19 protein-coding genes are annotated in these 19,733 nt (G+C 59.6%); 7 read left to right on the forward strand and 12 right to left on the reverse strand.

The window, feature by feature from the left end; translation table 11 throughout:
- Nucleotides 1-107: 107 nt before the first annotated feature.
- The 3 genes from cueR to AC1DIH_RS23020 all read right to left on the reverse strand — a co-directional run bounded on the left by cueR (nt 108) and on the right by AC1DIH_RS23020 (nt 3,436).
- Nucleotides 108-521: a Cu(I)-responsive transcriptional regulator gene (gene cueR / locus AC1DIH_RS23010; protein ID WP_477773406.1), complete on the reverse strand. Its 414-nt coding sequence runs from the start codon at nt 519-521 to the stop codon at nt 108-110.
- Nucleotides 518-2,914 (reverse strand): heavy metal translocating P-type ATPase, encoded by a 2,397-nt coding sequence (locus tag AC1DIH_RS23015; RefSeq protein WP_477773407.1) that lies wholly within the window; start codon nt 2,912-2,914, stop codon nt 518-520. The genes cueR and AC1DIH_RS23015 overlap by 4 nt, the downstream gene beginning before the upstream one ends.
- 144 nt (nt 2,915-3,058) lie before the next feature.
- Complete coding sequence (locus tag AC1DIH_RS23020; RefSeq protein WP_477773408.1) at nt 3,059-3,436, reverse strand: hypothetical protein; 378 nt, start codon at nt 3,434-3,436, stop codon at nt 3,059-3,061.
- A gap of 204 nt (nt 3,437-3,640) precedes the next feature.
- On the opposite strand from AC1DIH_RS23020, the gene AC1DIH_RS23025 reads away from it, so the two are divergent.
- Nucleotides 3,641-3,838, forward strand: a complete 198-nt coding sequence (locus tag AC1DIH_RS23025; RefSeq protein WP_477773409.1) for a heavy-metal-associated domain-containing protein — start codon at nt 3,641-3,643, stop codon at nt 3,836-3,838.
- A 94-nt stretch (nt 3,839-3,932) separates the two neighbouring features.
- Nucleotides 3,933-5,126, forward strand: coding sequence for a multidrug effflux MFS transporter (locus AC1DIH_RS23030; RefSeq protein WP_477773410.1), 1,194 nt, complete (start codon nt 3,933-3,935; stop codon nt 5,124-5,126).
- Nucleotide 5,127: 1 nt separating this feature from the next.
- Here the strand turns inward: AC1DIH_RS23030 and AC1DIH_RS23035 are convergent, their stop codons facing one another.
- Both AC1DIH_RS23035 and AC1DIH_RS23040 read right to left on the reverse strand, forming a co-directional pair.
- Nucleotides 5,128-5,298, reverse strand: coding sequence for a hypothetical protein (locus AC1DIH_RS23035; protein WP_177474787.1), 171 nt, complete (start codon nt 5,296-5,298; stop codon nt 5,128-5,130).
- 148 nt (nt 5,299-5,446) lie between these two features.
- Complete coding sequence (locus AC1DIH_RS23040; protein WP_477773411.1) at nt 5,447-6,460, reverse strand: zinc-binding alcohol dehydrogenase family protein; 1,014 nt, start codon at nt 6,458-6,460, stop codon at nt 5,447-5,449.
- Nucleotides 6,461-6,575: 115 nt separating this feature from the next.
- Here AC1DIH_RS23040 and AC1DIH_RS23045 point away from each other — a divergent pair, with 115 nt between their 5' ends.
- The 3 genes from AC1DIH_RS23045 to AC1DIH_RS23055 all read left to right on the forward strand — a co-directional run bounded on the left by AC1DIH_RS23045 (nt 6,576) and on the right by AC1DIH_RS23055 (nt 10,074).
- Nucleotides 6,576-7,505 (forward strand): LysR family transcriptional regulator, encoded by a 930-nt coding sequence (locus AC1DIH_RS23045; RefSeq protein ID WP_477773412.1) that lies wholly within the window; start codon nt 6,576-6,578, stop codon nt 7,503-7,505.
- Between the two features lie 317 nt (nt 7,506-7,822).
- The gene (locus tag AC1DIH_RS23050; RefSeq protein ID WP_427528721.1) at nt 7,823-8,557 is read left to right on the forward strand and encodes an ArsR/SmtB family transcription factor; all 735 of its coding nucleotides are present in this window, start codon (nt 7,823-7,825) and stop codon (nt 8,555-8,557) included.
- 134 nt (nt 8,558-8,691) lie between these two features.
- Nucleotides 8,692-10,074: an MFS transporter gene (locus tag AC1DIH_RS23055; RefSeq protein WP_477773413.1), complete on the forward strand. Its 1,383-nt coding sequence runs from the start codon at nt 8,692-8,694 to the stop codon at nt 10,072-10,074.
- Nucleotides 10,075-10,194: 120 nt separating this feature from the next.
- On the opposite strand, the gene AC1DIH_RS23060 is transcribed toward AC1DIH_RS23055, so the two are convergent.
- From AC1DIH_RS23060 to AC1DIH_RS23085, 6 genes are all read right to left on the reverse strand, one after another.
- A complete protein-coding gene (locus AC1DIH_RS23060; protein ID WP_477768594.1) occupies nt 10,195-11,148 on the reverse strand; it encodes an adenosine deaminase in 954 nt (317 codons plus the stop codon).
- Between the two features lie 154 nt (nt 11,149-11,302).
- A complete protein-coding gene (locus AC1DIH_RS23065) occupies nt 11,303-12,661 on the reverse strand; it encodes an 8-oxoguanine deaminase (protein ID WP_477773414.1) in 1,359 nt (452 codons plus the stop codon).
- Nucleotides 12,662-12,915: 254 nt separating this feature from the next.
- Nucleotides 12,916-13,602: an SDR family oxidoreductase gene (locus AC1DIH_RS23070; protein ID WP_477773415.1), complete on the reverse strand. Its 687-nt coding sequence runs from the start codon at nt 13,600-13,602 to the stop codon at nt 12,916-12,918.
- Nucleotides 13,603-14,156: 554 nt separating this feature from the next.
- Complete coding sequence (locus tag AC1DIH_RS23075; protein WP_477773416.1) at nt 14,157-14,738, reverse strand: IMPACT family protein; 582 nt, start codon at nt 14,736-14,738, stop codon at nt 14,157-14,159.
- Nucleotides 14,739-14,749: 11 nt separating this feature from the next.
- Complete coding sequence (locus tag AC1DIH_RS23080) at nt 14,750-15,400, reverse strand: TetR/AcrR family transcriptional regulator (protein WP_477773417.1); 651 nt, start codon at nt 15,398-15,400, stop codon at nt 14,750-14,752.
- Between the two features lie 109 nt (nt 15,401-15,509).
- On the reverse strand, nt 15,510-16,430 hold the full coding sequence (locus AC1DIH_RS23085) for a LysR family transcriptional regulator (RefSeq protein WP_401124358.1): 921 nt from the start codon (nt 16,428-16,430) through the stop codon (nt 15,510-15,512).
- A gap of 138 nt (nt 16,431-16,568) precedes the next feature.
- On the opposite strand from AC1DIH_RS23085, the gene aptA reads away from it, so the two are divergent.
- Nucleotides 16,569-17,918 (forward strand): omega-aminotransferase AptA, encoded by a 1,350-nt coding sequence (aptA, locus tag AC1DIH_RS23090; RefSeq protein WP_477773418.1) that lies wholly within the window; start codon nt 16,569-16,571, stop codon nt 17,916-17,918.
- 75 nt (nt 17,919-17,993) lie between these two features.
- A complete protein-coding gene (locus tag AC1DIH_RS23095; protein WP_477773419.1) occupies nt 17,994-19,487 on the forward strand; it encodes a CoA-acylating methylmalonate-semialdehyde dehydrogenase in 1,494 nt (497 codons plus the stop codon).
- Between the two features lie 29 nt (nt 19,488-19,516).
- Here the strand turns inward: AC1DIH_RS23095 and AC1DIH_RS23100 are convergent.
- Nucleotides 19,517-19,733: hypothetical protein (locus AC1DIH_RS23100; RefSeq protein WP_477773420.1), on the reverse strand; the 217-nt coding region annotated here is incomplete at its 5' end.

Consider the following 19,733-nt stretch of genomic DNA (forward strand, 5'->3'; position numbering starts at 1 on the left):
AGATAAATTGTACTAGCTGGTTAATTTGGTCAATTGATGCTGAGCGGCAAGTCTCGCAAGACGGCAATAAGTGTTCGATGATCGGACAGTCGCTGTCGTCCGTATGATCACTGCCGCGCGGGCTCGGCACAGCAGCCCGACGCCAGTTCCTTGAGAATCGGACAGTCCGGGCGGTGGTCGCCCTGACAATGTTCCACCAGATCCTGCAGGGTGTCGCGCAACTGGCCGAGTTCGCGGATTTTCTGGTTCAGCTCGTCGATGTGCTGGCGGGCCAGTGCCTTGACGTCGGCGCTGGCCCGTTGGCGATCCTGCCAGAGGGTCAGCAGTTTGCCGACCTCTTCCAGGGAAAATCCGAGATCGCGTGAACGCTTGATGAACGCCAGGCTGTGCAGGTCGTCGTCGCCATAGATGCGGTAGCCGCTGTCGGTACGGTGCGCTGCCTTGAGCAGGCCGATCGACTCGTAATAACGAATCATCTTGGCGCTCAGGCCGCTGTGTCTGGCTGCTTGGCCGATGTTCATTCAACGTCCTCCAGGTCTTTCGGCTTCCAGGTCTTGAGCAGTAAAGCATTGCTCACCACGCTGACGCTGGACAAGGCCATCGCCGCACCGGCGATCACCGGGTTGAGCAAGCCGAAGGCTGCCAGCGGAATGCCGATCAGGTTGTAGACGAAGGCCCAGAACAGGTTCTGACGGATCTTCGCGTAGGTCTTGCGGCTGATTTCCAGAGCTGCCGGCACCAGGCGAGGATCGCCGCGCATCAAGGTGATCCCGGCCGCGTGCATCGCCACGTCAGTGCCGCCGCCCATGGCGATGCCGATATCTGCCGCCGCCAGCGCCGGAGCATCGTTGATGCCGTCGCCGACCATCGCCACGACGCCGGTCTTTTTCAGCTCAGCGACGGTCGAGGCTTTTTCGGCCGGCAGTACTTCAGCGTGAACGTTGCTGATGCCCAGCGCTTGCGCAACCACTCGGGCGCTGCCACGGTTGTCGCCGGTCAGCAGGTGACTGCCGATATGTTGCTCGTTGAGTGCTTCGATGGCGTGCAGCGCGCCAGGCTTGAGGGTGTCGCCAAAGGCGAACAGGCCGAGCACCTTGGGCTCGGGGCTTTGTTCGATCAGCCATGACAAGGTTCGACCCTCGGCTTCCCAGGCGTTGGCGGATTCGCTCAAGGGACCGGCGTTCAAGCCGCTTTCTTCCAGCAGACGGCGATTACCCAGCGCCAATCGACGACCTTCCAGCGTGCCGGCAATGCCGCGACCGGTCAGTGACTGGCTAGCGCTGACATCGGCCACCGGCAAGTTACGCTCGGCACAGGCGTCGAGCACGGCTTTGGCCAGCGGGTGTTCGCTGCCGCGTTGCAGGGCGCCGGCCAGTTGCAGCAGGCTCGCTTCGTTGCCGTCGATGGCACTCAAGTGAGCGATGCGCGGCGTGCCGGACGTCAGTGTGCCGGTCTTGTCGAACACCACCACGCTGACTTCATGGGCGCGCTCCAGCGCTTCGGCGTCCTTGATCAGAATGCCGTGGCGCGCGGCCACACCGGTGCCGGCCATGATCGCGGTCGGCGTGGCCAGGCCGAGGGCGCAAGGGCAGGCGATCACCAGCACGGCAACCGCGTTGATCACCGCGGTTTCCAGCGGTGCGCCGTACAGCCACCAGCCGATCAAGGTTGCCAGCGCTAAAAGCAGCACGACGGGAACGAACACCTGGCTGACTTTATCCACCAGCTTTTGAATCGGTGCCTTGCCGGCCTGGGCGTCTTCGACCAGACGGATAATTCGCGCCAACACGGTTTCTGCGCCAAGCGCTTGAGTCCGAACCAGCAGCCGGCCTTCGCCGTTGATTGCGCCGCCAGTGACCTTGTCGCCGGGATGTTTGGGCACGGGCAGGCTTTCTCCGCTGATCAGTGCTTCGTCGGCGTGGCTCTGGCCTTCAATCACTTCACCGTCCACCGGGAAACGTTCGCCGGGTTTGACCAGCACCAGGTCACCGAGGCGCAACGCGCTGATGGCGACGTCCTGTTCACGGCCGTCGATCACTTGAATTGCCCGTTCAGGACGCAAGGCTTCAAGGGCGCGAATGGCGCTGGCGGTCTGGCGTTTGGCGCGGCTCTCAAGGTATTTGCCGAGCAACACCAGCGCGATCACTACCGCCGAAGCTTCGAAATAAAGATGCGGCATGCTGCCGGAGCTGACGGTGGCCCACAGGTAAATGCTCAAGCCATAACCGGCGCTGGTGCCCAGGGCCACCAGCAGATCCATGTTGCCGGCGCCCGCGCGAACGGCCTTCCAGGCGGCGACATAAAAGCGTGCACCGAAGATGAATTGCACTGGCGTCGCCAAGGCAAACTGCGCCCAGGCCGGAAGCATCCAGTGCAGGCCAAACGGCTGCACCAGCATTGGCAGCACCAGTGGCAAGGCCAGCACGATTGCCAGCAGCAAACTCCAGCGCTCACGGTGTAGACGCAGCACTTGATCGTTATCGGTGGCTTGCTCGGCTTGCCAGACGCTGGCGCTGTAACCGGCCTTGCTGACTGCATCGATCAATACCTGCGGATCGATCTGAGTGAGCAGTTCGAGGTGCGCGCGTTCGTTGGCCAGGTTGACACTGACGCTGTTCACCCCGGCGATTTTATTAAGGGCACGTTCGACCCGACCGACACATGAGGCGCAGGTCATACCGCCAATGCTCAATTCGAGGCTGTGTACGGGCACGCTGTATCCGGCTTGCTGCACCGCTTCCATGAGTGCAGGCAAACTGTCGCGTGGGGCCTGGACGCGCGCTTGCTCGGTGGCCAGGTTGACGCTGACGCTGCTTGCGCCAACAACTTTGCTCAACGCACGCTCGACACGTCCGGCGCAGCTGGCGCAGGTCATGCCGGATATCGGCAGATCGAAGGTGGTGGAATCGGACATCGGTCTTACTCCCTGTAGAGATGACCTACAGGATCAACCTTGCCATGCGGGCAAGGTCAAGCGCCAATCTTGATGGTGTCCTTCAAGAAGCCAACGCGGTCCCTGTAGCAGCAGGCTTCGCCAGCCGCTACAGGTGGAATGTGCTCAATACCCCAACGTGGCGGGCTTGAGGTACATGCCTTGCTGATTCATGGCGATGCGGTATTTCAACAGGTCGCCCGCTCGCAACGTAATGTTCTGCGAACCCGGGGCGAGCATCCCGGCACTGCAACCTGGCGCCTGGCCGGGCAGCAGTTTGAGTCGCAGGGAGTAGTTGCCCGGCGGCAAATTGAACGAGGTGCTCTGCTCCTGGAACAACCGCGCCGACAACTGATCCTGGATGTACACGCCAATCTCGCACGAGGTCGCGACTTCCAGGCGCTCGCGAGAAATGATCAACACACCATAGTCTTCGGCGCTGGCCGAGGGCGCGGCGGCGAAAAGACTGAGCATGCCGAATAGGCTGAAAGCTGACCAGCGCATGGCTGCATCTCCTGCTTTTGAGTCATTGATGGCGAAGCTTGGCCGAGCGCGGCGATGATTGCCAGCCCGGCAGATCACTGCAGAACTTGACCTTGCCACAGTGGCAAGCTCAAGACTGGCTCAGGGGGCGTTCTCAATCAGTTTCCACGCCGGTGGGGAAACTGATTGAGAACGCCCCCTAAACCTCATCAAAGGAGCTGTCTCATGCAAGTATTCAACGTTCAAGGAATGTCGTGCGGTCACTGTGTTCGGGCCATTACCGAGGCGCTGAAAGCCAAGGATCCGGCGGCCAGTGTCCGGGTCGACCTCGCGGCGAAGGAAGTCGGCGTGGAGAGCGCGTTGTCGACAGAGCAGGTGATCAGCCTGATCAGCGAAGAAGGCTACGCGGTCACGCTGGCCTGAACCTTTTTAATAGTTAGCGACCTATCGGAATGTTCAAGGCGTCCAGGCGCGGCTAGACTGTCGGGCTGCCGACTGACGTATAACTGGACGCCTGATGAACCTCCGTACCATTCTGATTCTTGGCGCCCTGAGCGCTTTCGGGCCGCTGGCCATCGATTTCTATCTGCCAGCCTTCCCGGCCATGGCGGCTGCTTTCGGCACGGATGAAAAACACGTCCAGTTGACCCTGGCAGCTTATTTCCTCGGCCTGTCGATTGGTCAGTTGGCTTATGGCCCGGTGGCCGATCGCTTCGGCAGGCGCATGCCATTGCTGGTGGGCGTCGGTCTGTTCACCCTGGCATCACTGGTGTGCGCGTTTGCGCCGAGCCTTGAGTGGCTGATCGCGGCCCGTTTCGTTCAGGCGCTGGGGGGCTGCGCCGGGATGGTGATTTCCCGCGCGGTGGTCAGCGACAAGTGCGACGCGGTGGGTTCGGCGAAAGTCTTTTCCCAGCTGATGCTGGTGATGGGCTTGGCCCCGATTCTTGCGCCAATGCTCGGCGGTTTGCTGGTCAACCTGTATGGCTGGCAGTCGATCTTTATCGCCTTGACGCTGTTCAGCGCATTGTCAGCCCTGGCGGTTGCGCTAGGCCTGCCGGAAAGTTTACCGGCCAACCAGCCGCGTCAGCCGTTGTCGGGTGCTTTGCGTCAGTACGGTCGCCTGCTCACTGACAGGATCTTCCTCGGACATGCCTTGACCGGCGGCATCGCGATTGCCGGGATGTTTGCCTACATCGCCGGTTCACCTTTCGTCTTCATCAAGCTTTACGGTGTGCCGGCCGAGCACTTCGGCTGGTTGTTCGGCACCAACGCCGCGGGCTTCATTCTGGTGGCGCAGGTCAATGCCCGGTTGCTCTCCAAACGTGGCCCGGCCTTTTTGCTGGCGCGCACCGTGTGGATTTATCTGGCGGCAGGCCTGAGCTTGCTGGCGGTCAGTTCACTGCATACCGAGCATTTATGGCCGTTGCTGATCCCGCTGTTCATCTGCATCGCAAGCCTGGGTTGCATCATTCCCAATGCATCGGCGTGTGCCATGAGCGGGCAGGGCGCGCGCGCAGGCAGCGCTTCGGCGATGCTCGGTTGCTTGCAGTTCAGCGTTGCCGCAGGCGCGGCGGCGTTGGTCGGCGTGCTGCACGACGGCACGGCCATGCCGATGGCGATGGTCATCAGCCTGTGCGGTATGTTGGTGGTGAGCGTCGCGATGCTCACCCGTCGGCTGCAAGTTGCCCGGGCAGCGCAAGCCGCGACTTGAGTCAGCCGGTTGCTCGTTGCTGGCGTTGGGGGAGTTGATGAGGAGCGTGCAAGCGAGCCTCGAGGGTCGAGGTAAAAGCGCGAGCTTCGGCTTCACTGCGGAAGTTCACCGCGTGGTTGTCCAGGCGGACCTGCCACTGGGATTTTGCCAATTCTTTTATCAGGATCTTCATTGCTGACTTCCTCACCTAAAAGACTGCACTGCGGGAGGCTCGATTGTAGACCTGAATCAAATCGGATTTGTGACGCGGATCAAATCCTCAGACTGACGGTGTGTTTCGTATTTGAAACGGCAAGCGGAACACACCGTCGTCTAAACCCCTAGAAGCCTTCGAGGACGATCTTGCCCCTGGACGTGCCGCTTTCCAGCAGTGCATGGGCACGGCGCAGGTTGGCCGCGTTGATCGTGCCGAAGTGTTCGCCGACCGTGGTTTTCAATGTGCCCGCATCGATCAGCTCGGCCACCCGGTTCAGCAGCTTGTGCTGTTCGAGCATGTCGGCGGTTTCGAACAGCGAGCGGGTGTACATGAATTCCCAGTGCAACGACAGGCTCTTGCGTTTGAGCTTGGTCACGTCGAGTGCCTTCGGATCATCGATCAGCGCAAGCTTGCCTTGAGGCGCGAGGGCTTCGACCAGTTGTTCGAAGTGCTGGTCGGTTTCGGTCAGGCTGGCAACGTGAGTCACCTGAGCGTGGCCTGCGCGCTTGAGTTCTTCGCTCAGCGGTTGGCTGTGATCGATCACCAGGTCTGCGCCCAGTTCGCGTACCCAACTTTGGGTCTGCGGGCGTGAGGCAGTGCCGATGACGTTCAATGCGGTGAGCTGGCTGGCCAGTTGAGTCAGGATCGAACCCACGCCACCGGCGGCGCCGACGATCAGCAGGCTTTGGCCTTGAGCGGTTTTGCCTTCGCGTACTTGCAGGCGTTCGAACAACAGTTCCCATGCGGTGATCGCGGTCAACGGTAGCGCGGCGGCTTCGGCGAAGCTCAGGGACTTGGGCATATGGCCGACAATGCGCTCGTCCACCACATGCAGTTCACTGTTGCCACCTGCGCGCGCGATAGAGCCGGCGTAGTAAACCTTGTCACCGGGCTTGAACAGGCTGACGTCGCTGCCGACTGCCTTGACCACGCCGGCCACATCCCAGCCCAGCACTTTTGCGACACCCTCATCGGGCGCGACATTCTGGCGAACCTTGGTGTCCACCGGATTGACCGAGATGGCTTTGACTTCAACCAGCAAATCCCGTGGGCCTGCAAGCGGCTCGGGCAGTTCGATGTCCTGCAGCGATTCCGGATCGTTGATGGGCAGTGAACGGTAGTAGGCAATGGCTTTCATGGCGCAATTCTCATGGGGCATTCGATGGCAGGGATGATTGGTTATTTCTCTTGAAGATAAAACCGGCTAAAAGAACAGTCTCTTTCAATATTTTTTTGATAATGCAGGTGGGCTGATGCTGCGTTTCGATGACTTGCAGTTGTTCGTCCGGGCTGCGGACCTGGGCAGTCTGTCTGCGGCGGCGCGGGTCATGGACCTGTCGGCGGCAGTGGCCAGCGCCGCGTTGAAGCGGATCGAGCAGCAATTGGGCGCGCGGTTGCTGGCGCGTTCGACTCGCAGTCTGCGTCTGACCGCAGAGGGCGAAGGCTTTTTGGAATACGCCCGCGCGGCGCTGAGCAATCTGGATGAAGGACGGCGTTTGCTGGCCAGCGGACAGGACCAGGTCAGCGGCGTATTGCAGTTGTCGGCACCTTCGGACTTCGGTCGCAATTTGCTGCTGCCGTGGCTGGACGAATTCCAGCGCGAGCATCCAAAACTGACGGTACGCCTGCTGTTGGGGGACCGGATTGCCGACCTGTTCCGCCAACCGGTGGACATCGCCCTGCGCTACGGGGAACCGGAAGACTCAAGCCTGGTGGCGCTGCCGATCGCCCCGGACAACCGTCGCGTGTTGTGTGCTGCACCACACTACCTCGCACGGCATGGCGAACCGCGCCAACTGGAGCAACTGGCCCAGCACAATTGCCTGTTGTACATGCTGGGCAGCCGGGTTCACGACCACTGGAGTTTTCATGACGGCAAGCGGGAGGTGAGCTTGACCGTCAGCGGTGATCGCTTCAGTGATGATGCGGACGTAGTACGTCTGTGGGCGGTGGCCGGTGCCGGAATTGCCTACAAGTCCTGGCTGGATGTAGCCGGCGATGTGTTGGCCGGGCGCTTGAAAGTGCTGATGCCGGCGCTGCTCTGCGAGCGCGCACCGCTGAATTTGCTGTGCGCTCATCGCGCTCAATTGAGTAAGCCGGTGAACCTGCTGAGTGAAATGCTCAAGTCACGATGTGCGCAATTGTCGGCTCAATCGCCAGCAATGATCGGTGCGGGCGAGTAGTCGCACGCAAATAGGGAAAATTCTGGCAGGAACTATCACCTCCAAAAGCTTCCGGCCGGCAGGAACCGAAGATCATCGCGCATATACTAGCGCCTGCCTGGTGTCGCACCGTTGTCGGCGACGTTGCGATGTCTCGCTCAAAGCGGTTGGACGCTGTGCTGATCGTTGTTGAGCCAGGTCGGGGTTTTCGAAGAGGTTCGTCGCATCCGTTGGTTATACCGCCCGGCTTTTGGCGGCTTTCACGCCTTGGCCGGCAGCACATTACTGGTCAAGATGTCCCAGAGCAGCAGACAAATGATTCAACAGGGAGTGAATACATGGAACATGCACCTTGCATCAGCCAGATAGCCACGTTGCTGGCAGACCCGAAGCGTAGCGCAATGATGTGGGCCTTGATGGACGGTACTGCACGGCAATCCGAGGAGTTGGCATTGCTGGCAGGCTTATCGCCGTCATCGGCCAATGCGCACCTGGGGCGTTTGTCCAGCGGTGGACTGTTGAAAGTCGAGGAGCGTGGGCGCAAGCGGTTTTTCCGGCTTGCGGCTCCCGAAATCGGTGCGGCGGTTGAAGCGCTGGCCAGCGCCACTCTGGCCAGTCTGCCAGGCAAGGTTCCAGAGTTGCTCAAGCGCACCAGCCCATCGACGAAAGTGCGTACGGCACCTTCGTCATTGCTTCGGGCCAGGCTCTGTGAAGACCATCTGGGGGGAAGCCTGGCGGCCGATCTGTATCAGCGAATGCTCGATGCCGGCTGGATCGAACAGTTGGACAAGCGCGTCATCGTGACCCACAAAGGGGCCAATCAGCTGGCAACCCACGGCGTATTCATTCAGGCCCTGGCCCACAGCACTTCCCGAGTAGTCTGCGCCTGCCCTGACTGGAGCGAGCGCCGACCGCATCTGGGCGGCACACTGGGGGCGGCGGTATTGCAGCTGTTCATGCAGTCCGGCTGGTTGAATCTGCCCAGCGACACGCGTGTTCTGCAGATCACCGCGGCCGGTCAGCGTGAAATCGATCAGTTCGCCAAAGAGGCCGAGTTGGAAATGGCGCTCTAGCAACCTTTGAAATCGACGTCTGTGGCCAGAGGTTTCAGACGTCGCTCAGAGCTGTGGCCAAGTCGTATCCAGCAATAGTGACCCCAGGCGATCCCGCACACTCGATACGGGGATTATCGAATGGGGGATACGGCATGGAAACGCAAGGCTATAGCGCGGCAGAACGTCTGGAACGACTGCCCATCAGCGGTTATCACCGGATCATTTTCATCATCATTGCCCTGGCGTTTTTCTTCGACTCCATGGACCTGGCAATGATGACGTTCCTCTTGGGGTCGATCAAAGCCGAGTTCGCTCTGAGCACCGCGCAGGCCGGGTTGCTGGCCAGTTCGAGTTTCTTCGGCATGGTGCTTGGCGCGTCGTTGTCCGGGATGCTTGCCGACCGCTTCGGAAGAAAGCCGGTGTTTCAGTGGAGCATCGTGTTGTGGGGCGTCGCCAGTTACCTCTGTTCTACGGCGCAAAGCGTCGAGACGCTGACGCTGTTTAGAGTACTTCTGGGGATCGGCATGGGCATGGAGTTTCCGATTGCCCAATCGATGCTGTCCGAATTGATCCCGGCCAAACGGCGCGGGCGCTACATCGCGTTGATGGATGGCTTCTGGCCGCTGGGTTTTGTCGCGGCGGGCGTGCTGTCTTACTTCCTGTTACCGCTGGTTGGCTGGCGCGACATCTTCCTGGTGCTGGCGGTACCGGCGGTGTTTGTCCTGGCGATCCGTTTCTTCATTCCCGAGTCACCACGCTGGCTGGAACAGGCCGGGCATCATGCGGTAGCGGACAAGGTTTTGCAGCGTATTGAAGACAAGGTGCGGGGCTCGCTGGGGCGCGCCGATCTGCCGGAGCCGATTCGTTTGCCCAGGATCGAGAGTCGTCCGGGGCACTTTCTCTCGGCCTTGAATGAAATCTGGTCACCCTTGTATCGCCAACGCACGATGATGATCTGGAGCGTCTGGTTCTTTGCCTTGCTTGGCTTCTATGGCCTGACTTCCTGGCTCAGCGCATTGCTGCAACAGTCAGGGTTTGCAGTGACTCAGTCGGTGTATTACACCGTGCTGATTTCCCTTGGCGGGATTCCCGGTTTTCTCATGGCTGCCTGGCTGGTGGAACGTTGGGGGCGCAAGCCGGTGTGCATCATCACCTTGCTCGGTGGTGGGGTGATGGCGTTTCTGTACGGGCAGAGCGCAGTGTTTGGCGGCAACGTCAGCCTGTTGATCAGTTCGGGCCTGCTGATGCAGTTCTTCCTGTTCGGCATGTGGGCCGTGCTCTACACCTACACCCCGGAGCTCTATCCCACTTCAGCGCGGGCCACCGGTTCCGGGTTTGCCTCGGCGATTGGCCGGGTCGGCTCGTTGCTCGGGCCATTGGTCACCGGGCTGGTGTTCCCGATAACGGGGCAGGGCGGGGTGTTCGCCTTGGGCGCGATGTGTTTTGCCATTGCCGCAGGCGTGGTCTGGCTGTTCGGGATGGAGACGCAGGGCAAGACGCTGGAGGAGTTGAGCGAGGTCGCGCAAGTCGGTTAAACACTAATTCAATGTGGGAGCGAGCCTGCTCGCGATGGCGGACTGACATTCAAGATTGGTATTGAATGTTATGGCCTCATMGCGAGCAGGCTCGCTCCCACATTGGTTTTGCGGTGAAGCTTATGGCTTGACCAACCGTGCATCCAGGCTGTTCTGCGCCAGGCGCTTGGCCTGATCCTGGGTCATGCCCAAATGGGTATACAGCGCGTGGAAGTTCTCGGTGACATAACCGCCGAAGTACGCGGGGTCATCCGAGTTCACCGTAACTTTCACCCCACGCTCAAGCATGTCGAGGATGTTGTGCTGGGACATGTCATCGAACACGCACAGCTTGGTGTTGGACAGCGGGCAAACGGTCAACGGGATCTGCTCGTCAATGATCCGCTGCATCAGGCGCTCGTCTTCGATGGCGCGCACGCCATGGTCGATACGCTGGATTTTCAGCAGGTCGATGGCTTCCCAGATGTACTCCGGCGGGCCTTCTTCACCGGCGTGAGCAACGGTCAGGAAACCTTCATGACGGGCGCGATCGAACACACGCTGGAACTTGCTCGGCGGGTGGCCCATCTCTGAACTGTCCAGGCCGACGGCGACAAACGCATCACGGAACGGCAGCGCCTGGTCGAGGGTTTTCTCGGCTTCTTCTTCGCTCAGGTGACGCAGGAAACTGAGGATCAAACCGCTGGTGATGCCCAGTTGCTGTTCACCGTCTTTCAACGCGCTGGCGATGCCGTTAAGCACCACTTCGAACGGCACGCCACGGTCGGTATGGGTTTGTGGATCGAAGAACGGTTCGGTGTGAATCACGTTCTGCGCCTTGCAACGCAACAGGTAGGCCCAGGTCAGGTCGTAGAAATCCTGAGAGGTGCGCAACACATCTGCGCCCTGGTAATACAGGTCCAGGAACTCTTGCAGGTTGTTGAAGGCATAGGCCTTGCGCAGGGTTTCGACGTCGTTCCACGGCAGGGCGATCTTGTTGCGTTCGGCCAGGGCGAACAGCAACTCAGGCTCCAGCGAGCCTTCCAGGTGCAGATGCAATTCTGCCTTGGGCAGGGCGTTCAGCCAGTCGTACATATTCTTTTCTCATCAGGTACAGATAGTGAGCATTCTACAGATGCCTGTAGAAACAATTAGCAAAACCTGACCGGTTGGTTCATCCAGCCACCTCATAAACCTGGATGTTGGCAAACGTGGGCAAGGGCCAGCCCTTGCCCACGAAGGCGTCCGGTTAGATATCGGCAATCAACTGCCGCGCCGCCTGGCTGTGATCGGCAATCAAGCCTTTCAGGTCCAGCCCTTCGACTTGCCCGTCGATCACTCGCCATTTGCCGCCGATCATCACCCGGTCTGCACGATCCGCGCCACACAACAGCAATGCCGAGATCGGGTCATGGCTGCCAGAGAAGCGCAGCTCATCGAGCTTGAACAACGCCAGGTCGGCTTGCTTGCCCACTGCGATTTCGCCGATGTCGCTGCGACCGAGCAACTTTGCCGAACCCTGAGTGGCCCAGCCCAGCACCAGCTCCGGGGTGATTTTCTCTGCGCCATAACGCAGCCGTTGCAGGTACAGCGCCTGACGGGTTTCGAGGATCATGTTTGACGCATCGTTGGACGCCGAACCGTCAACGCCAAGGCCCAGCGGTGCGCCGGCAGCCGTCAGCTCAAGAGTTGGGCAAATGCCTGATGCCAGGCGCATGTTCGAACTCGGGCAATGGCAAATACCGGTGCCCGCGGCGCCGAGGCGGGCGATTTCGTCGGGGTTGAAATGAATGCCGTGCGCCAGCCAGGTGCGTGGGCCGAGCCAGCCAACGCTGTCCAGGTAATCCACAGTGCGCAGGCCGAAGCGCTGCAGGCAGAAGTCTTCTTCGTCGAGGGTTTCGGCGAGGTGGGTGTGCAGGCGAACATCGAGCGTATTCGCCAGTTCGGCACTGGCCGACATGATTTGCGGTGTGACCGAGAACGGCGAGCAGGGCGCCAGGGCGATCTGGATTTGCGCACCGTCGCCTCGTTCGTGGTACTCGGCGATCAGGCGTTGGCTGTCGGCGAGAATCACTTCACCTTGCTGCACGGTTTGCTGGGGAGGCAGGCCTCCGTCCTTTTCGCCGAGGCTCATCGAGCCACGGGTCAGCATGGCGCGCATACCGAGTTCACGGACGCTTTCGACTTGCACGTCGATGGCGTTTTCCAGTCCCTCGGGAAACAGGTAATGGTGATCGGCGGCAGTGGTGCAACCCGACAGCAGCAATTCAGCCAGGGCCACCTTGGTCGCCAGCGCGAGTTTTTCAGGGGTCAGTCGGGCCCAGACCGGGTAAAGCGTTTTCAGCCAGGGGAACAGCGGCTGATTGACCACTGGCGCCCAGGCGCGGGTCAGGGTTTGATAGAAGTGATGGTGAGTGTTGATCAGCCCCGGCAGGATCACATGCTCACGGGCATCGAAGACTTGTCCACAGGGTGTCGCGGGTTGTTGGCCTTGCTTGAGGACTTCGACGATCAAACCGTCTTGCAGCACCAGGCCACCACGGGCATCGAGGTCGTTGGCCGTGAAGATCGCGAGGGGATTTTTTAACCAGATACGGGTCGCAGGCATTTGCCGGCTCCTCTGAAAGTTGGGTTCAGGTTCGCCAGCTCAGTGTTGCCCTGTCTGCTGATCCAGGGTCGCCGCGGGGGGCGAAGTGCGAAGTTTCGAACAAAAGCGCTTTTCGGGCAAGCCTGGTCCGACAGGACGATGAATAACCTGTGGGAGCGAGCCTGCTCGCGAAAGCGGTGTGTCATACACCATTGACGTCGACTGACACGCCGTCATCGCGAGCAGGCTCGCTCCCACAGGGGGATGGGTGGTGTTTACCAGGGAATTGTTTCACCGCGGTAATTCACAAAATGATGCCCACCCTTGCCGGCATAAGCGTTCACCTGATCGACCAGTCCACGGGCACTGGTATCGACATCGATGTCCGCGCCTTCGCCGCCCATGTCGGTTTTCACCCAACCCGGATGCAGCGACAGCACGGTCAGTTTCTGTTCGCCCAACTGCGTGACGAAACTGTTGGTCATCGAGTTCAGCGCCGCTTTGCTGGCCTTGTACAGTGCCAGTTCTGGCGCATCAGGCATGGTCACGCTGCCGAGCACCGAGCTCATGAACGCCAGTACACCGTTGCCTTCGCGGATCTGCCCGACGAAACGCTGGGCCAGATTGATGGGCGCCACGGCGTTGGTGAAGAACAATTGACCCACCTCGGCCAGTGTCGCGCCACCGGGTGTCTGCACTTCCGGGCCTTTGACGCCGGCGTTGACGAACAACAGGTCGAACACCTGGCCTTTGAGTCGTTGACTGAGGGCGATCACCGCTTGCTGATCGTCCATGTCGAGCTTTTCAATCTGTACCTTGCCCAGTGCCTGCAACGCCTCGGCGTTCTGTGGGTTACGCACCGTGGCGGTGACTTGCCAGCCGTCGGCCAGCAGGGTTTTCACCAGCCCCAGGCCAAGGCCGCGTGAGGCGCCGATGATCAGTGCGGTTTTTACCGTAGACATGAGTGGCTTCCTTGAAAAAAATCATGGGTTCAATGGGCAGCGTTGCCCGAGCCGTTGTTGCAGTTCCTGGCGTAACTCACCGATCTCACCAAGCGTAAAGCCCAGACGTTGGACGATCAAATGCAGAAGTTAGATTCGGGGTCAGGCACTACTTCAGGGCGAGCTGCAGGATCGGGTGCAAATTTTGCTCGGGGTAATCTGATTAAAAAATGACCATGTGGCTGCAGGCTATGCCGGCTATGCGACTGAGCCAGCCATGAACGGGTTATCCACAGGTTGCTCCACAGTATTTGTGCGCAAGCCAGAAACCCGGGAATAAGCACTGTAAGGCTTTCTTCTAAAGGTGATATGCCGCTCTAACTGTTTGTTTTGCGGTGGAATTGAACCTGTGGATGGTCAGTTGGGCGAAAAATGATCAACGGCCGCAAAGCCACGTGGCGGAAGGGTTACAGCGCTGTGTGCTCAGGTTATCCACAGCCGGGTGCACAGCGGTTGTGGGCAAGTGTCGGTAAAGTTGGCATGGCGCCAATGCCCCAAAAGATCGCAGCCTTTTTTCAGCGCTGCAACACAATCCGCCCGCGACTCACATCCGCCAATTGACGCTGCAAGGTATCGATCTGCGTCTCACCGATGGCCAGTTGCAGTTCCACACCATTGGCGGTGAAGGTTTCTTCCACCACCAACCCGCCCAGCTCGACCACGCGCAGTTTGACCAGCACCAGTTCGCTGAAGCTGCAGGCACAACGGATCGGCACTCGGCTGATCAGAGCAATCCGCTCGGCGCCTTGCAGGCATTTATTGGCGCTGCCGCCATAGGCCCGGGCGAGGCCGCCGGTGCCCAGTTGAATGCCGCCGTACCAGCGAATCACCACGACCGCGACCTGATCGCAATCCTGCGCTTCGATCGCCGCGAGTATCGGCCGGCCAGCAGTGCCGCCCGGTTCGCCGTCGTCACTGCTGCGGTACTGATCGGCGAGTTTCCAGGCCCAGCAATTGTGTGAAGCGTTCAGGTCGCTGTGCTGCTCGATGAACGCCTGCGCCTCGGCAGCACTGGTGATCGGTGCCGCGAGGGCGATGAAGCGGCTTTTGCGAATCTCTTCACGGTATTCGCAAAGGCCTGCGAGGGTAAAGGGCATGTCTGAGCGTCTTAAATGGCTGGAGTGAGGCCGCAGCCTTTAAGAATGATACGGATCAGGTTATCGCCAGCGTCTTCCATGTCCTGCCTGGTCAGTTTGGTACGACCGGTGACGCGGCAGATTTGCGTGGCGAAATCGGCGTAATGCTGGGTGCTGCCCCATAACAGGAAGATCAGGTTCACCGGGTCTACAGGGTCCATCTTGCCGGCGTCGATCCAGGCCTGAAACACGTTCGCGCGGCCCTGGAACCAGGCGCGGTAATCCTGATTGAAGTACTCGGTCAGGCATTCACCGCCGCTGATGACTTCCATGGCGAACACCCGCGAGGCTTGTGGCTGGCGGCGGGAGAACTCCATCTTGGCGCGAATGTAGCGGGTCAGCGCTTCGGCGGGATCGTCTTCGGCAGTAAGGGTATTAAAGGTGCTGTCCCACAACTGGAGGATGTTGCTCAACACCCCGATGTACAGCCCGAGCTTGTTGGTGAAGTAGTAATGCAGATTGGCTTTGGGCAGCCCGGCATTCTGCGCGATGGTGTTCATGCTGGTGCCCTTGAAACCGTGACGAGCGAATTCGATTTCGGCGGCTTTGAGGATCGCTTCTTCGTTCTTCTGACGAATGCGGCTGGCAGGCTTGCCTGCGTGGGCTGGGACTTCAAAGGTCATGGGCGGTTCCGAGCGGGTCAGTGGGTGCACGGTGCGTTGATAGCGCACCCACGGGAATCCGACAAGCCTTGTCGCTATAAAAGCGTCAACGCTGGGCCTTTCATGCTGATTATCGAGTCGCTGCAAGGCTTTCCAGGAAGCTTTCCAGTACCAAATGCGGGCGCCGCCCCTTACGTGTCACCGATGCCAGGCTCAGGTCATAAAAACGTGCGCCGGGTTTGAGCGCGCGCAAGCGACCTTGCTGCACCCACAGGCTGGCGTAGTGGTCTGGCAGGTAACCGATGTAGCGCCCGGTCAGAATCAGAAACGCCATGCCCTCGCGGTCCGATGCGCTGGCGGTGCAATTGAGCGCCTGATAATGCGCCTGGATCTCGGCTGGTAAACGGAAGGTCGGGGCGATCGCGTCCTGACTATTCAGGCGTTCATCGTCCAGCTGTTTATCGTCGACATAAAACAATGGATGGCCGACCGCGCAGTAGAGCAGCGAACGCTCGCTGTACAGCGGCTGATACTCAAGCCCCGACAAGGCGCTGGCCTGCGGTACCACGCCGACATGCAAGCGACCGTCGAGCACGCCTTGTTCGACTTCATTGGGCGCGATCATGCGGATCTGAATCTGCACGTCCGGCCCACGCTCTTTCAACTGCGCCAGTGCGTGAGTGATGCGCATGTGGGGCAGGGTGACGAGGTTGTCGGTCAGGCCGATGGTCAATTCACCGCGCAAGTGCTGATGCAGGCCGTTGACCTCGGTGCGAAAACTTTCCAGCGCACTTAATAGCTGCAACGCCGATTGATAGACCTCGCGGCCCTCTTCGGTCAGCGAGAACCCGGCTCGACCACGTTGACACAGGCGCAGGCCCAGTCGTTGTTCAAGATCGCTCATTTGCTGGCTGATGGCTGAACGTCCAATCCCGAGCACGCTTTCTGCCGCGGAGAAGCCACCGCACTCGACCACGCTGCGAAAGATCCGCAGCAGGCGGATATCAAAGTCACTGACTTGTGCCAGTGGATCGGGTCGGCGGCTGCTCATGCTTTTTACTCAAAAGTTTAGTGATTGGCTGACTGAAGGTTAGAAGAGTTGGATTTCACCGACTTTATCGTCGTGGCAACTTAGCTGCAAGAACGCTTTTAATCCCTACGCCGCTTATTGCCCTGCGAGGTTTTGCTCATGAACGTGCCTGAAAACGCCCCGGTCTCCCTGGCCAGCCAACTCAAGCTCGATGCCCACTGGATGCCGTACACCGCCAACCGCAATTTCCAGCGCGACCCGCGTCTGATCGTTGCCGCTGAAGGCAGCTACCTGATCGACGACAAGGGCCGTAAAGTCTATGACTCACTGTCGGGTCTGTGGACCTGCGGCGCAGGGCATACCCGCAAGGAAATCCAGGAAGCGGTGGCCAAACAGTTGGGCACCCTCGATTACTCGCCGGGCTTCCAGTACGGTCACCCGCTGTCGTTCCAGCTCGCCGAGAAAATCACCGAGCTGACCCCGGGCAATCTGAATCACGTGTTCTTCACTGACTCCGGTTCCGAGTGCGCCGATACAGCCGTGAAGATGGTCCGCGCTTACTGGCGCCTGAAAGGTCAGTCGACCAAGACCAAAATGATCGGCCGTGCCCGTGGCTACCACGGTGTGAACATCGCCGGCACCAGCCTGGGTGGCGTGAACGGCAACCGTAAGCTGTTTGGTCAGGCGATGATGGACGTCGACCACCTGCCGCACACCCTGTTGACCAGCAACGCCTATTCCCGTGGCATGCCGAAAGAGGGCGGTATCGCCCTGGCCGATGAGCTGCTCAAGCTGATCGAACTGCATGACGCCTCGAACATCGCAGCGGTGTTCGTCGAGCCATTGGCCGGTTCTGCCGGTGTACTGGTTCCGCCTCAGGGTTATCTGAAACGTCTGCGCGAAATCTGCGATCAGCACAACATCCTGCTGGTATTCGACGAAGTCATCACCGGCTTCGGTCGTACCGGTTCGATGTTCGGCGCTGACAGCTTCGGCGTGACTCCGGACCTGATGTGCATTGCCAAGCAAGTCACCAACGGTGCGATCCCGATGGGCGCGGTGATCGCCAGTTCGGAGATCTACCAGACCTTCATGAACCAGGCGACGCCGGAATACGCGGTGGAATTCCCCCACGGTTACACCTATTCCGCGCACCCGGTGGCCTGCGCTGCCGGCCTGGCGGCACTCGACCTGCTGCAAAAGGAAAACCTGGTGCAGAGCGTGGCCGAAGTTGCGCCGCACTTCGAGAATGCGCTGCACGGTCTGAAAGGTTCGAAGAACGTCATCGACATTCGTAACTACGGTCTGGCCGGTGCGATCCAGATCGCTGCGCGCGACGGCGACGCCATTGTGCGTCCGTTCGAGGCGGGCATGGCGCTGTGGAAAGCGGGTTTCTATGTGCGCTTCGGCGGCGACACCCTGCAGTTCGGCCCAACCTTCAACAGCAAGCCGCAGGATCTTGATCGTCTGTTCGATGCGGTCGGAGAAGTGCTGAACAAGATCGACTGATTAGCCCTTCTATATAAGAACGAACAACGGACGCGCAGCGATGCGCGTCTGTGGATAATTTTTCAGGAGCCCCGCATGAGCCTCATCCCGCATTTGATCAACGGTGAACTGGTGAGCGACAACGCTCGCACTGCTGATGTGTTCAACCCGTCCACTGGCCAGCCAATCCATAAAGTGCCATTGGCCAGCCGTGAAACCATTCAAAACGCCATCGATTCGGCCAAGGCTGCATTTCCGGCCTGGCGCAACACGCCACCGGCCAAGCGCGCCCAGGTGATGTTTCGCTTCAAGCAATTGCTGGAGCAGAACGAAGCGCGTATCGCTCAATTGATCAGCGAAGAACACGGCAAGACGCTGGAAGACGCCGCGGGTGAATTGAAGCGCGGTATCGAAAACGTCGAATTCGCCTGTGCGGCACCGGAAATCCTCAAAGGCGAGTACAGCCGTAATGTCGGCCCGAACATCGATGCCTGGTCGGACTTCCAGCCATTGGGCGTGGTGGCCGGTATCACCCCGTTCAACTTTCCGGCGATGGTGCCGCTGTGGATGTATCCGCTGGCGATCGTCTGCGGCAACTGCTTTATCCTCAAACCGTCCGAGCGTGATCCAAGCTCGACGTTGTTGATCGCTCAGCTCCTGCTGGAAGCCGGCCTGCCGAAAGGCGTGTTGAGCGTGGTTCACGGTGACAAGGCTGCGGTCGATGCGTTGATCGAAGCGCCTGAAGTCAAGGCACTGAGCTTTGTCGGCTCGACGCCGATTGCCGAATATATCTATGCCGAAGGCACCAAGCGCGGTAAACGCGTTCAGGCATTGGGCGGGGCGAAGAATCACGCGGTGCTGATGCCGGATGCTGATCTGGATAACGCAGTCAGCGCGCTGATGGGCGCGGCTTACGGTTCTTGTGGCGAGCGTTGCATGGCGATCTCGGTAGCCGTGTGCGTCGGCGATCAGGTCGCGGATGCGCTGGTGGCCAAGCTGGTTCCGCAGATCAAGGCGCTGAAAATCGGTGCCGGCACTTCGTGTGGTCTGGACATGGGGCCACTGGTTTCCGGTCAGGCTCGCGATAAAGTCAGTGGCTATATAGAAGACGGTGTTTCCTCCGGCGCTTCCCTGGTCATCGATGGTCGTGGGTTGAGTGTTGCCGGTCATGAGGAAGGTTTCTTCCTGGGTGGCTGCCTGTTCGATAACGTCACGCCAGAGATGCGTATCTATAAAGAAGAGATCTTCGGGCCGGTGCTGTGTGTCGTTCGGGTCAATAGCCTGGAAGAGGCTATGCAACTGATCAACGATCACGAGTATGGCAACGGCACCTGCATCTTCACCCGTGATGGTGAGGCGGCGCGGTTGTTCTGCGACGAGATCGAAGTCGGCATGGTTGGGGTCAACGTTCCGCTGCCAGTTCCAGTGGCTTACCACAGCTTCGGCGGCTGGAAGCGTTCATTGTTTGGTGACCTGCATGCGTATGGCCCGGATGGTGTGCGTTTCTATACCCGTCGCAAGGCGATTACCCAGCGCTGGCCACAACGTGCAAGCCATGAAGCCTCGCAGTTCGCATTCCCTAGCTTGTAAATAGAAGGGCAGAAGGCCGGTCCACCTCTTTATAATGGTGGACCGGCCTTCGTGTTTTCGGGGGTTTTTGACTGATATGACAGATTTATGAAAATAGGTGTTGACGGCAGATTCTGGAAGTCTATAATTCGCCCCACTTCCGGCGCAGTCGAAACGGAAAACTCCTTGATAAACAAAGAGTTACGCAGTTTTCGACAGCGGTTACGCTTCAGTTCATCGAAGCCTGAAGGAGTTGAAAGAGCGGTG

It is taken from the genome of Pseudomonas sp. 05N36, from assembly GCF_056397385.1.

Coding starts and splice junctions, on each gene's coding strand:
- AC1DIH_RS23060 (WP_477768594.1), bottom strand. CDS start 11,148: ATGTACGACTGGCTGAACGCCCTGCCCAAGGCAGAATTGCATCTGCAC.
- AC1DIH_RS23055 (WP_477773413.1), top strand. CDS start 8,692: ATGGAAACGCAAGGCTATAGCGCGGCAGAACGTCTGGAACGACTGCCC.
- cueR (WP_477773406.1), bottom strand. CDS start 521: ATGAACATCGGCCAAGCAGCCAGACACAGCGGCCTGAGCGCCAAGATG.
- AC1DIH_RS23030 (WP_477773410.1), top strand. CDS start 3,933: ATGAACCTCCGTACCATTCTGATTCTTGGCGCCCTGAGCGCTTTCGGG.
- AC1DIH_RS23075 (WP_477773416.1), bottom strand. CDS start 14,738: ATGCCCTTTACCCTCGCAGGCCTTTGCGAATACCGTGAAGAGATTCGC.
- AC1DIH_RS23080 (WP_477773417.1), bottom strand. CDS start 15,400: ATGACCTTTGAAGTCCCAGCCCACGCAGGCAAGCCTGCCAGCCGCATT.
- AC1DIH_RS23070 (WP_477773415.1), bottom strand. CDS start 13,602: ATGTCTACGGTAAAAACCGCACTGATCATCGGCGCCTCACGCGGCCTT.
- AC1DIH_RS23050 (WP_427528721.1), top strand. CDS start 7,823: ATGGAACATGCACCTTGCATCAGCCAGATAGCCACGTTGCTGGCAGAC.
- AC1DIH_RS23065 (WP_477773414.1), bottom strand. CDS start 12,661: ATGCCTGCGACCCGTATCTGGTTAAAAAATCCCCTCGCGATCTTCACG.
- AC1DIH_RS23085 (WP_401124358.1), bottom strand. CDS start 16,430: ATGAGCAGCCGCCGACCCGATCCACTGGCACAAGTCAGTGACTTTGAT.
- aptA (WP_477773418.1), top strand. CDS start 16,569: ATGAACGTGCCTGAAAACGCCCCGGTCTCCCTGGCCAGCCAACTCAAG.
- AC1DIH_RS23045 (WP_477773412.1), top strand. CDS start 6,576: ATGCTGCGTTTCGATGACTTGCAGTTGTTCGTCCGGGCTGCGGACCTG.
- AC1DIH_RS23095 (WP_477773419.1), top strand. CDS start 17,994: ATGAGCCTCATCCCGCATTTGATCAACGGTGAACTGGTGAGCGACAAC.
- AC1DIH_RS23025 (WP_477773409.1), top strand. CDS start 3,641: ATGCAAGTATTCAACGTTCAAGGAATGTCGTGCGGTCACTGTGTTCGG.
- AC1DIH_RS23035 (WP_177474787.1), bottom strand. CDS start 5,298: ATGAAGATCCTGATAAAAGAATTGGCAAAATCCCAGTGGCAGGTCCGC.
- AC1DIH_RS23040 (WP_477773411.1), bottom strand. CDS start 6,460: ATGAAAGCCATTGCCTACTACCGTTCACTGCCCATCAACGATCCGGAA.
- AC1DIH_RS23020 (WP_477773408.1), bottom strand. CDS start 3,436: ATGCGCTGGTCAGCTTTCAGCCTATTCGGCATGCTCAGTCTTTTCGCC.
- AC1DIH_RS23015 (WP_477773407.1), bottom strand. CDS start 2,914: ATGTCCGATTCCACCACCTTCGATCTGCCGATATCCGGCATGACCTGC.